We start from the raw sequence: 12,404 nt of genomic DNA on the forward strand, positions 1-12,404 counted from the left end.
CCGCCCTGGCCCAGCGCATCTCCGACGAGAAGGAACTGCGGCAGAGCACCAACCCGTCGATCCAGATCCTGGCGCTGCAGTACCAGGCCACCCGGTGCGGCGAGGAAGACGTGCTTGCCGGCAACGACGACCCGAACCTGCCGCTGATCACCTGCTCCCAGGACGGCCAGACGGTCTACCTGCTGAGCAAGTCGATCATGAGCGGCGAGGAGATCGCCGACGCCACCTCCGGGCTGAACCAGCAGCAGGGCCAGTACGTCGTCGACGTGACCTTCAAGAGCGGGGGCGCCAAGACCTGGGCCGACTTCACCGCGGCGAACGTGGGCACGCAGACGGCGTTCACCCTCGATTCGCAGGTGGTCAGCGCGCCCGAGATCCGGGAACCCATCCCCGGCGGCAACACCCAGATCACCGGCCAGTTCACGTCGGACTCGGCCAAGGAACTGGCCAACGTGCTGAAGTACGGCTCGCTGCCGCTGTCGTTCGAATCCTCTGAAGCCGAGACCGTTTCGGCGACGCTGGGCCTGTCCTCGATGCGGGCCGGCCTGATCGCGGGCGCGGTCGGCCTGGCCGCGGTGCTGTTGTACTCGCTGCTGTACTACCGCGTGCTCGGCCTGCTGGTGGCGCTGTCCCTGGTGGCTGCCGGCGCAATGGTTTTCGCCATCCTCGTGCTGCTCGGCAGATACATCGGCTACACGCTGGACCTGGCCGGTATCGCCGGTCTGATCATCGGTATAGGCACCACCGCGGACTCGTTCGTGGTGTTCTTCGAGCGAATAAAGGACGAGATCCGCGAAGGCCGGTCCTTCCGGTCGGCTGTGCCACGAGGCTGGGCGCGCGCCCGCAAGACGATCGTGTCGGGCAACGCCGTGACCTTCCTGGCCGCCGCGGTGCTGTACTTCCTGGCGATCGGCCAGGTCAAGGGCTTCGCCTTCACGCTGGGTCTGACCACGATCCTCGACATCGTGGTGGTGTTCCTGGTGACCTGGCCGCTGGTGTACCTGGCGTCCAAGTCCCCGACGATGGCAAAACCTGCCCTCAACGGTCTCGGCGCGGTGCAACAGATCGCGCGGGAACGCCGGGAGGCTTCGCATGCGACCGCGGGACGGGGATAAGCACATGGCTGCAAAGAGCAAGACCACCGACGACACAGCCGCCGAGGACGTCAAGGACACCGCAGTGGAGGCGCCGAACATCGAATCCTCCTCTGCGGCACTGCCCAAGCACGGATTCTTCGTCCGGCTCTACACCGGTACCGGCGCCTTCGAGGTGATCGGCCGCCGCAAGCTCTGGTATTCGGTCAGCGGCATCATCGTCGCGATCTGCATCGCCAGCATGGTGCTTCGCGGGTTCACCTTCGGGATCGACTTCGAGGGCGGCACGAAGGTGTCGATGCCGTCGGCCGGTTCCGAGGGGATCGTCACGGTCCAGCAGGTCGAGGACGTTTTCAGCAAGACCCTGAACAAGGCGCCCGAGGCCGTCGTGCTGGTCGGCAGCGGTGCCTCGGCGACGGTGCAGATCCGTTCGGAGACGTTGTCCAACGACGAGACCGAAAAGCTGCGCACCGCGCTGTTCGACGCGTTCCACCCCAAGGGCAGCGACGGCCAGCCCAGCAAGCAGGTCATTAGCGACTCGGCGGTGTCCGAGACCTGGGGCGGTCAGATCACCCAGAAGGCGCTGATCGCGCTGGTGGTCTTCGTCGTGCTGGCCTCGATCTACATCGCCTGGCGCTATGAGCGCTACATGGCGATGGCCGCGATGGCCACCCTGGTGTTCGACCTCGTCGTGACTGCCGGTGTCTATTCGCTGGTCGGGTTCGAGGTCACGCCGGCCACTGTCATCGGTCTGCTGACGATTCTGGGCTTCTCGCTGTACGACACGGTGATCGTGTTCGACAAGGTGGAGGAGAACACCCACGGGTTCGAACACACCACTCGCCGAACATTCGCCGAGCAGGCCAACCTCGCGGTGAACCAGACCTTCATGCGCTCGATCAACACCAGCCTCATCTCGGTGTTGCCGATCGTCGCCCTGATGGTGATCGCGGTGTGGCTGCTGGGCGTCGGGACCCTGATGGATCTCGCCCTGGTTCAGCTGGTCGGCGTCATCGTCGGCACCTACTCGTCGATCTACTTCGCGACGCCGCTCCTCGTGACGCTGCGTGAGCGCACGGAACTGGTGCGCAAGCACACCAAGCGGGTGCTCAACCGGCGCGAGAAGGGCGCCAAGGGGTCGACGGCCACCAAGGAGACAGCAGGCGCCTCCGACGCCGAGGTCACCGAGTCCGGTGCCGAGACGGTGTCGGCTTCGGTCGTCACCGAACCTGCTCCGGCCAAGCCGGCACCGGGTGCACGTCCCGGCCCACGGACCGGACGTCCGTCGGGCAAGCGAAACACCCGGCGGTAAACCGCATGGTTCAGTGGCGGACCATCGCCCGCGCACGAACAGCGGTGACAGCGGCCACGCTGTCCGTGGTCACCGCGATGGGTCTGGCGGCGTGTTCGGCCAGCTCGGCCGACGAGATCGCCTACGCCGTCGACGGCACGCTGACCACCTACAACACCAACACGGTGGCCGGGGCCGCGTCGGCCGGGCCGCAGGCGTTCGCCCGGGCGTTGACCGGATTCGCCTATCACGGCCCCGAAGGCCAGGTGGTCGCCGACAACGACTTCGGTTCGGTGTCGGTCGTGGGCCGCGCCCCGCTGGTGCTCGACTACGTGATCAGCGACAAGGCGGTCTACTCCGACGGCAAGCCGATCACCTGTGACGACCTGGTCCTGGCCTGGGGCGCGCAGTCGGGCCGCTTTCCCGGATTCGACGCCGCCAGCCGAGCGGGCTACCGCGACATCGGCTCGGTGGACTGCGCACCGGGCCAGAAGCGGGCCCGGGTGTCGTTCGCCCAGGATCGTGGATTCCTCGACTACGGGCATCTGTTCGCGGCGACCTCGCTGATGCCCGCGCACGTCATCGCCGACGAACTCGGCCTCGACGACGGGGGCGTGGCGACGGCGCTTCAGAACGGTGACCAGCCGACCATCGACCGTATCGCCAAGGCGTGGAACACCGTCTGGGATCTCAAGCCGGACCTCGACCTCAAGAAGTTCCCGTCATCGGGCCCGTACCGGATCGACTCGGTGTCCAAGGACGGGGTGGTCACCCTGGTCGCCAACGACAAGTGGTGGGGCACGCCGGCGATCACGAACCGGATCGAGGTGTGGCCACGCGGCGCCGACATCCAGGAGCGGGTCAACGAGGGGTCCTTCGATGTCGTCGACATCGAGTCCGGGTCCTCGGGCCTGCTCAACCTGCCCGACGACTACGTCAGCACGGAGACCCCGTCGGCCGGGATCGAGCAGTTGATCTTCGCGCCCGGTGGTCCGCTGGCAGCCACGCCCGCGCGGCGGGCCGTCGCGCTGTGCACCCCGCGGGATGTGATCGCCCGCAATGCCGCGACGCCGATCATCAACTCCCGGCTCAGCCCGGTCGCCGACGACGCGTTCAGCGCGGCGGAGAACGTCGGTGAGGCAGCCCAGTTCGGTGTGGCCAACCCTGACGCCGCCCGGGCCGCCCTCAACAACAAGCCGCTGACCGTTCGCATCGGGTATCAGACGCCCAACGCCCGGCTGGCGGCGACCGTGGGCGCCATCGCGAAATCGTGCGCCGCGGCGGGCATCACCGTTCAGGACGCCGGGTCGGCCACGGCCGGGCCGGTGGCACTGCGGAACAACGAGTTCGACGGACTGCTGGCAGGCACCGGCGGGGCCGCGGGCAGCGGTTCCTCGGGCTCGTCGGCCATCGACGCCTACGCATTCCACTCCGGCAACGGCAACAACCTGCCCGGTTACGGCAACGAGCGCGTCGACGGAATCATCGACGCGCAGGCCGTCACGACCGACCCGAAGGAACTGGCCCGGCTGGCGGGGGAGGGCGCACCGATCCTGTGGAACGACATGCCGACCCTGCCGCTGTACCGCCAGCAGCGCACCGTGCTGACATCGACCAAGATGTATGCCGTGAGCAGCAATCCGACCCGATGGGGTGCAGGCTGGAACATGGACCGTTGGAAGCTGTCCACGTGAGCGGCGACGTCGCCGGGATCTCGGAGCTGGTCAGGAAACTGATCCGGGAGGTTCCCGATTTTCCCGAGCCCGGAGTGCAGTTCAAGGACCTGACCCCGTTGCTGGCCGATGCCGAAGGGCTGGGGGCGGTGACCGATGCGCTCGCCGCCACCGCGGCCGACGCCGATCTGGTCGCCGGCCTGGACGCGCGGGGATTCCTGCTGGGCGCCGCGGTGGCGACCCGGCTAGGCACCGGTGTGCTGGCCGTGCGCAAGGGCGGGAAGCTGCCGCCTCCCGTGCACAGCGTCACCTATCAGCTCGAGTACGGCAGCGCGACGCTGGAGATCCCGGCCGACGGGATTGATATCGCCGGGCGCAACGTTGTGATCATCGACGATGTCCTTGCCACCGGCGGGACGCTGGCCGCGGCGACCCAGCTGCTGCAGGCCGGCGGTGCCAATGTGCTGAGCGCGGCCGTGGTGCTGGAATTGGCGGCCCTGGGCGGCCGGGATGTGGTGGCACCGCTGAGGGTCAGCAGCCTGCACACGGTGTGAGGGATATCCTCGGATTCTGAAGCGTTAACCGGGAGGTGACGATGGCCGGCGATACGGGTACGGACGCGACGGCGGGCCAGGCGGTGCAGTCGCCTCCGGTGTTGCCGGGCGCCACGGGACCCGACGCCACCAAGACCAGCGCCTCACGCCGCGTACGCGCGCGCCTCGCCCGCCGGATGACCGCGCAGCGCAGTGCCGTCAACCCGGTTCTGGAGCCTCTGGTCGCGGTTCACCGTGAGATCTACCCGAAGGCAGACCTGCAGCTGCTGCAGCGCGCCTACGACGTCGCCGAGCAGCGCCACGCCGACCAGCTCCGCAAGTCCGGCGATCCGTACATCACCCATCCGCTGGCGGTGGCCAACATCCTGGCCGAACTCGGGATGGACACCACCACGCTGGTGGCCGCCCTGCTGCACGACACGGTGGAGGACACCGGGTACACGCTGGAGGCGTTGACCGCCGAGTTCGGGGCCGAGGTGGGCCACCTCGTCGACGGGGTGACCAAGCTGGACAAGGTCGTCCTCGGCTCGGCCGCCGAGGGCGAGACGATCCGCAAGATGATCATCGCGATGGCCCGCGACCCGCGGGTGCTGGTCATCAAGGTGGCCGACCGGCTGCACAACATGCGCACCATGCGGTTCCTGCCGCCGGAGAAGCAGGCCCGCAAGGCCCGCGAGACGCTGGAAGTGATTGCGCCGCTGGCGCATCGGCTGGGTATGGCGACGGTCAAGTGGGAGCTGGAGGATCTGTCGTTCGCGATCCTGCACCCGAAGAAGTACGAGGAGATCGTGCGGCTGGTCGCCGACCGGGCGCCGTCACGCGACACCTACCTGGCCAAGGTGCGCGCCGAGATCGGCGTGGCGCTGAGCGCCATGAAGATCAACGCGGTCGTCGAGGGCCGGCCCAAGCACTACTGGTCGATCTACCAGAAGATGATCGTCAAGGGCCGCGACTTCGACGACATCCACGACCTGGTCGGCGTGCGGATCCTGTGCGACGAGATCCGTGACTGCTACGCGGCCGTCGGCGTCGTGCACTCGCTCTGGCAACCGATGGCTGGCCGGTTCAAGGACTACATCGCCCAGCCGCGCTACGGCGTCTACCAGTCGCTGCACACCACGGTCGTCGGCCCCGAGGGCAAGCCGCTGGAGGTGCAGATCCGCACCCGGGACATGCACCGCACCGCCGAGTACGGCATCGCGGCGCACTGGCGCTACAAGGAAGCCAAGGGCCGCAACGGGGTTCCGCACAGCCACGCCGCCACCGAGATCGACGACATGGCCTGGATGCGCCAGCTGCTGGACTGGCAGCGGGAGGCCGCCGACCCCGGCGAGTTCCTCGAGTCGTTGCGTTACGACCTTGCGGTACAAGAGATCTTCGTCTTCACCCCCAAGGGTGACGTGATCAACCTGCCGACCGGCTCGACCCCGGTCGACTTCGCCTACGCGGTGCACACCGAGGTGGGACACCGCTGTATCGGGGCCCGGGTCAACGGCCGGCTGGTCGCCTTGGAACGCAAGCTGGAGAACGGCGAGGTCGTCGAGGTGTTCACCTCGAAGGCTCCCAACGCCGGACCGTCGCGTGACTGGCAGACCTTCGTGGTGTCGCCGCGGGCGAAGGCCAAGATCCGGCAGTGGTTCGCCAAGGAGCGCCGCGAAGAGGCCCTGGAGTCCGGGAAGGACGCCATCGCCCGGGAGGTCCGCCGGGGCGGACTTCCGTTGCAGCGCTTGATCAATGCCGACTCGATGGGCGCACTGGCGCGGGAGTTGCGTTACACCGACGTCTCGGCGCTCTACACCGCGGTCGGTGAGGGCCACGTCTCGGCACGCCATGTCGTGCAGCGTCTGCTCGCCCAGTTCGGCGGCGACGATGCGGCCGAGGACGAACTCGCCGAGCGCTCCACCCCGCTGACCATGCCGGTACGGCAGCGCAGCACCGACGACACCGGTGTCGCGGTGCCGGGGGCGCCCGGAACCCTGACCAAGCTGGCCAAGTGCTGCACCCCGGTGCCCGGCGACACCATCATGGGCTTCGTGACCCGCGGCGGTGGGGTCAGCGTGCACCGCACCGACTGCACGAATGCGGCTTCCCTGCAACAACAGTCGGAACGCATCATCGAGGTGAACTGGGCGCCGTCGCCGTCGTCGGTGTTCCTGGTGGCCATCCAGGTCGAGGCGCTGGACCGGCACCGTCTGCTCTCCGATGTCACGCGGGTACTGGCCGACGAGAAGGTGAACATCCTCTCGGCGTCGGTCACCACCTCCAACGACCGGGTGGCGATCAGCCGGTTCACCTTCGAGATGGGCGATCCCAAACATCTCGGCCACCTGCTGAGCGTGGTGCGCAACGTGGAGGGCGTGTACGACGTCTACCGCGTCACGTCGGCGGCCTGACACCCAACCGATCGGGTACCGGGATCTGCCACATCGCCTGGCCGATGGCCAGCACGCCGCGAGCGGGCAGTGTCACGTCACCGATCACGGGGTTGGTGGTCAGCCGTGCCGGCCGGCCCAGATCGACCCCGCCCAGGGTGGCAGATGCCTCCTCGATGAGGTACATCTGTTGGGGCATAAGGGTTCCCACGTGGCCGCTGGGCATGACGCCCGTCATCCGCACCTGGCCCATCCCCAGTCCGGCGGCCAGCATCTCGCGCGCCCGCACCAGCGGCCGCGGCCGCCAGGTGCTCAGCGGCAGGCGCCGGCTGATCGCGTTCATGGTGCGCAGCGCCGGACCCGCGGTGGCGGTCAGCGTCCAGTCCAGTCCCGGGCCGTCGACCCTGACGCGCAGCGATGCGGGCCCGGTCCAATCCAGGGCGATCTCGGCGAAGCCGGTGTACGCACACGCCGGCCCGTAGTAGCGGGGACATGCCGTGTCGAGGTGGTCGCCGTGCACGAAGATCGACCATCGGCCGGACGGGTCACGGTGCCACACCGTGCGGTACGGCCCGAAGTCGTTCTCCGGGAACACCCTCAGGGCCAGCACGTGTCCGCTGTCGAAAGGCAGGCCGAAAACTCCCCAGCCTTTGACGTACTCATGGCCGGGCCACGGCGCCTGCCCGCACCGTTCGGGCAGATTCGACAGGGGAGTAGCGAGATCCAACATCACGGTTCCTCACTTTGCGTTCTCGTTCTTCTCGTGAGGTGAACGCTAGGAGCCCGTGAGCCCGGTGTCGTCGGGCATTCGCCCTACTTTTCGGCTTCGGTCAGCGTGTCGAGCAGGCCGTGCGTGATGGCGTACAGCGTTGCGGTGCTGCGGGTCGACGAACCGGTCTTGGTGTAGATGCGCTCGATGTGGGTGCCGGCCGTCTTCGGGCTGATCCCCAGGGTGCTCGCGACCTGCCTGGTGGATGCGCCTCGGGCGATCAGCCCCAGCACTTCGATTTCCCGCGGCGTCAGCCCGTCCGGGCCCACGCGGCGTCGATGCCGGGGGCCGCCGGCGGCTTCGAGGACGGCGTCGACCGCGGCGGCATCCAGCCGTCCGCGGCGGACCTCGGCCCGCAGTTCGGCGCCGGCGGCCTTGGCGGACAACGCCGGTCGGTACGGCCGCGGCTCAGTCATGGCGCGATGGCAATCCGCGGCGGCCAGGATGCGTCCGGTCACCGGTATCGACGGACCCGACAGGCCGCGGTGCGCCCCCGAGCCGTCCATGCGTTCATAGGCCAGCGCCGCCACCGCACCGATGCGCGCCACCGGGCCGGGCCGGGCCAGAACCCGTTCGGTGTAATACGAACTCAGCCGCAGTCGCTCATGGTCGGAGGCGCTGAGCTTCCCGGGCTTGTCCATGATGGTGGCGGGTACGCCGTGCAGGCCTATGTCGTGCAACAGGGCCGCGCGACGCACCAGGACGGCGTCACCCTCGGTCAGCCCGGCGATCTTCGCGGCCCGCTCCGCGAGTTCGGCGACGCCACGGGAATGCCCGGCGCGGTGCGGCGATCGCAGGTCGGTGAAATCGGCGAACACCTCCAGTGCCGAGTCGAGTTGGTCCTCGGTGAGACGCCGCTGCAGCGCAGGTTCGGCGGCGATCAGTGCGTGGCAATCCGATTCGTCATCGTCGTCGGACAGCAGATCGCCCGCCGCCGCGCAGAACGCGTCGACCACGGCCGGGTCGAACTGGGTGCCGCGCCGCGACGTCGCGACGTGGACCGCGGCATCCACCCCGGCATCACGGTGCACCACCTCGGCCACGTCGGCGAGGTGAAAGAGTCTCATCGGCAAGGCAATCGCCTCCCCGCCGAGGCCCGCGGGCACGCCGTTGCCATCCCACCGCGCGAAGAACTGGCGCAGTGCGTCACCGACGGCCGCGTCGAGACCGAGCCGCTCGGCCATCGTCGAGGTGTTCAGGCAATGCGACATCAGCCCTTGCTCGATATCGCGGCCACCGGTTGCGATGAGCGTCGCGGTCTTGCGCACCCTGTTCAGCAGGGGACCGGCCGAACCGGCATGCGACAGCATGAAAGTCGCGCCGCCCAGCCCGCGGAGATCGACGCGGTAGCTGTCGGCGCGAAACGCGATGTCGTCGCCGAACCAGGCCGACACCTCGGGTGCGTCGGCGATACAGCCCACCCAGGCCAGCACCGCCGTGTAGTAGAGATCGGCCCGCTGCTCGGCCACCAGCCCGACGCGCTCACCCAGGCGTGCGGCCAGCCGCCACGACCGCAACACGTGCTCCATCGGCTGGTCCAGGCCGAGATCCATCGCGAACGAGAAGGCGGCCAGCAACTCGGCCAGGGAGATCCCCGAGTCCCGGCCGCCGCCATCCCTTCCGGTGTGCACCGCTTCCTGCCTCACACCGGGCGACTGCGCCGAGTACGCAGGAGATACACCAGGGCGCCGATCACCACGACCGTGACACCCATACCAGAGACGATCACGGCGCCCCGGATCAGCATGGAAAGCATTGTCGCCGGCAACTTTTCGTCACTGGATGACGAGTACGTCAGGGCCACCGGCGAGGCGCCGCGATTGATCCCGCCGGCCAGATCGCGCGCCGAACCCTCATCGAAGTCACCACTGATCTGGGTGCCGCCGTTGGGAATCCGCTCCCGGATCACGGGTGCGCTCACGACGCGGGAGTCGATGGCGAACGCCGCCTGGGTGCCGATGTTGGCCGCGGTGAAGTCCGACCAGGCCTGAGCGGCATCGTTGTCGAACTGCAGATCGATGACGTGGCGGCCCGCCGAGTCGGTGCCGGGTTCGGCGGTCTCGATCTGGTCGCCGCCGAGAATCGACTTCGCAAGCAGGTACACCGTCTCCCCGTCGGCGGAGCAGGTGACCAGCGGCAGGTTCGGATCGTCGTGTCCGGCGAGCACGTCGTCATTGCCGCACCGGGTGGCCTGGTACTGCAGCGCCAGGATCTGGATCGACGGATTGGTGCCTTGGCGTAATTCCTTCTCGTCGGCGATGCGTTGTGCCGGTTCAACCGCGGGTGTCGGATTGATGCCGGACGGCGGCGACGCCTTGGCCGGTATCGCATGGATCACCGGTCGGACGTACAACGTCTTCGTCTCGCCGGGACCGAACATCTCCTTCAGCGCCTCGGCGTCGAGCCCGTGCCGGGGAAAGGTGGCGACAACGTCGTTGCCGTCGGCCCCGATCTGGGCGTCGGCGACCCCGTAGTCGCCCAACCGGACCTCGGTGGCGGTGATCGCCTGTTCGATGGTGTCGGCGGACAGCGCCCAGCCGTCCTTCGCCTGGACGCTGAGCGTCAGGCGGATACCTTCCCGGTCGGCCCAGACCCCTCTGGTGAGGAACACCGCGAGCGCATAGCCTGCGATCAAAACCGCCAATACCAGCAGCACCAGGAACTTGGCCGCGGGTGTCAGGCCACCGCGCGGCGGGGCGTAGGGAGGAACAGCGGGCGCGGGTTGCGCGAACGACACCGGCATCTCCTCACCGCCGCAGATACTGTGCTGCGATGACCCAACCCTATGTCTGGGCTCAGCCCAGGCTCGCCGATTTGATCGTCACCGGTGTGGCGGGCTCGCCGTCATCGCTGCCGTCGGCGACTCCGCCGTCGGCAATCGCGTCCAGGGTGGCCAGCCCGGTCTTGTCGACGGTGCCGAACACGGTGTAGGTCGGCGGCAGCAGGGAATCCTCGTACACCAGGAAGAACTGGCTGCCGTTGGTACCGGGCCCGGAGTTCGCCATCGCCACGGTGCCGCGCGGATAGACGACCGGCTGCCGCAGCGCGGGGTCGGAGAGCCGGTACTGGTTGGTCGGGTACTCGTTGGGGAATCGGTAACCGGGCCCACCGGTGCCGCTGCTCGACGGGTCACCGCACTGCAGTGCCGCGAGGTCTCCGGTGGTCAGCCGGTGGCACTGCGTGCCGTCGAAGAATCCCTGCGAGGCCAGGGACGCGAAGTTGTTCACCGTGCAGGGCGCTTTGCCGTTGGCCAGGTTCAGTCCGATGCTGCCGCGATCGGTGAAGATCCCGGCTTCCACCGTCGCCGGTTCGGTCGGCACCGGGCCGGTGCGCGGTGGCCGCACCGGTTTGGTGGCCGGTTCGGTGGTGGTCGGGTACTGGCAGTTGGTGCCGAGGTTGGCCGGCGCCGCGAACGCGGGCAGTTGTTGCTCCGAACCCGGCGAGGCCGTGTAGCGGTCCCGGCGGGGCATGTCCTCGGCCGCTTTGACGACGATGAAGGCGAACACCACGGCCAGCACCGTCGCCACGATCGCCAGCGCCGTCATCACATACCCGATGACCAGGCCCGCGATCGCGATACCGCGGCCCTGCTCGCCGGTGCGTTTGAGCTGCGACAGCGAGATGTGCCCGAAGACGATGCCCAGCGGCGCGAACAGGACCGCGGACACCAGTGACGCGACCGCCATACCGTTGGTGTGGGCAGACGGGGGATAACCAGCCGGATATCCCTGGTAACCGCCGTAAGGGGGCGGGGCAGTCAAATTGCTCCCGTGCCTAGTCCAGGGCCACAGACTTCAGCTCGACGTCGAGGGCCGGCTTGCCGTCCGGCCCGCCTCCGGCGACACCGGCAGCGGCGATCTTGTCGAGGGTGGCCAGGCCGGTGTCGTCGATCTTGCCGAACACGGTGTAGCCCGGGGGCAGCTGCGAGTCCTGGTACACCAGGAAGAACTGGCTGCCGTTGGTGTTCGGTCCGGCGTTGGCCATGGCCACGGTGCCGCGCGGGTAGAGCACCGGCTGCTGCAGCGCCGGGTTGTCCGGCTGGTACTGGTTGGTCGGGTACTCGTTGGCGAACTGGTAGCCCGGGCCACCGGTGCCCTGGCCGGTCGGGTCACCGCACTGCAGCACCGAGAGGCCGCCCGAGGTCAGCCGGTGGCACGGGGTGTCGTTGAAGTAGTTCTGCCCTGCCAGGCTGGCGAAGCTGTTGACCGTGCACGGTGCCTTGGCGTTGTCGAGCTGCAGCCCGATGTTGCCCTGGGTGGTGACCATGCTGACGCTGACCGTGGCTGGATCGGTCGGAACCTTACCGGTGCGCGGCGGGGTGGTCGGCTTGCTGGCCGCGCCTGCGGCCGGGTACTGGCAGTTGGCGCCGAGGTCGGCGGCTGCGACGAAGGCCGGCAGCTGACCGTTGGCGGCAGGCTGGGCCGGCGCTCCGGAGGTTGCCGTCGTGGTGTCCGCCGAGGCGGTGGTGCTGCCCGAGTCCTTGCTGGTGAACACGAACGTGGCCACGACGGCCCCGATGACCACGATGGCCGCGGCGACCGAGCCCGCGATGGTCACGATGCGTCGTTTGCGTTCCTGGGCGGCGCGGCGCTCCAGCTGTTCCTCCAGCTTGCGCTTGGCGGTCTCACGCCGTTCTTTGTTGGTCGGCACC

At 68.4% G+C, this 12,404-nt stretch carries 10 protein-coding genes; 5 read left to right on the forward strand and 5 right to left on the reverse strand.

The window, feature by feature from the left end:
• The 5 genes from secD to TX88_RS15885 all read left to right on the forward strand — a co-directional run.
• Positions 1 to 1,115: protein translocase subunit SecD (gene secD / locus TX88_RS15865; RefSeq protein ID WP_044518053.1), on the forward strand; the 1,115-nt coding region annotated here is incomplete at its 5' end.
• 4 nt (positions 1,116 to 1,119) lie between these two features.
• Positions 1,120 to 2,406, forward strand: coding sequence for a protein translocase subunit SecF (gene secF / locus TX88_RS15870; protein WP_044518055.1), 1,287 nt, complete (start codon positions 1,120 to 1,122; stop codon positions 2,404 to 2,406).
• Between the two features lie 5 nt (positions 2,407 to 2,411).
• Entirely contained in the window at positions 2,412 to 4,079 is a 1,668-nt protein-coding gene (locus tag TX88_RS15875) for an ABC transporter substrate-binding protein (RefSeq protein WP_044518057.1), read from the forward strand.
• Positions 4,034 to 4,612, forward strand: a complete 579-nt coding sequence (locus TX88_RS15880; RefSeq protein ID WP_110917956.1) for an adenine phosphoribosyltransferase — start codon at positions 4,034 to 4,036, stop codon at positions 4,610 to 4,612. The genes TX88_RS15875 and TX88_RS15880 overlap by 46 nt, the downstream gene beginning before the upstream one ends.
• Positions 4,613 to 4,653: 41 nt before the next feature.
• Positions 4,654 to 7,005 carry a RelA/SpoT family protein gene (locus tag TX88_RS15885; RefSeq protein WP_044519455.1) on the forward strand — a complete coding sequence of 784 codons (2,352 nt, stop codon included), beginning with the start codon at positions 4,654 to 4,656 and terminating at the stop codon, positions 7,003 to 7,005.
• Here TX88_RS15885 and TX88_RS15890 read toward each other — a convergent pair.
• From TX88_RS15890 to TX88_RS15910, 5 genes are all read right to left on the reverse strand, one after another.
• Positions 6,989 to 7,714: a hypothetical protein gene (locus TX88_RS15890; RefSeq protein WP_209446989.1), complete on the reverse strand. Its 726-nt coding sequence runs from the start codon at positions 7,712 to 7,714 to the stop codon at positions 6,989 to 6,991. The two genes, TX88_RS15885 and TX88_RS15890, sit on opposite strands and share 17 nt — an antisense overlap.
• Before the next feature lie 83 nt (positions 7,715 to 7,797).
• Complete coding sequence (locus TX88_RS15895) at positions 7,798 to 9,399, reverse strand: HD domain-containing phosphohydrolase (protein ID WP_244438433.1); 1,602 nt, start codon at positions 9,397 to 9,399, stop codon at positions 7,798 to 7,800.
• Positions 9,396 to 10,490 carry a SecDF P1 head subdomain-containing protein gene (locus TX88_RS15900; protein WP_162563146.1) on the reverse strand — a complete coding sequence of 365 codons (1,095 nt, stop codon included), beginning with the start codon at positions 10,488 to 10,490 and terminating at the stop codon, positions 9,396 to 9,398. Before TX88_RS15900 ends, TX88_RS15895 begins: the two co-directional genes overlap by 4 nt.
• Positions 10,491 to 10,548: 58 nt before the next feature.
• Positions 10,549 to 11,439 carry a peptidylprolyl isomerase gene (locus TX88_RS15905; RefSeq protein WP_409365865.1) on the reverse strand — a complete coding sequence of 297 codons (891 nt, stop codon included), beginning with the start codon at positions 11,437 to 11,439 and terminating at the stop codon, positions 10,549 to 10,551.
• Between the two features lie 88 nt (positions 11,440 to 11,527).
• Positions 11,528 to 12,403, reverse strand: coding sequence for a peptidylprolyl isomerase (locus tag TX88_RS15910; RefSeq protein WP_044518061.1), 876 nt, complete (start codon positions 12,401 to 12,403; stop codon positions 11,528 to 11,530).
• Position 12,404: the final 1 nt, after the last annotated feature.

The organism is Mycolicibacterium septicum DSM 44393 (assembly GCF_000455325.1).
Lineage (GTDB): Bacteria > Actinomycetota > Actinomycetes > Mycobacteriales > Mycobacteriaceae > Mycobacterium > Mycobacterium septicum.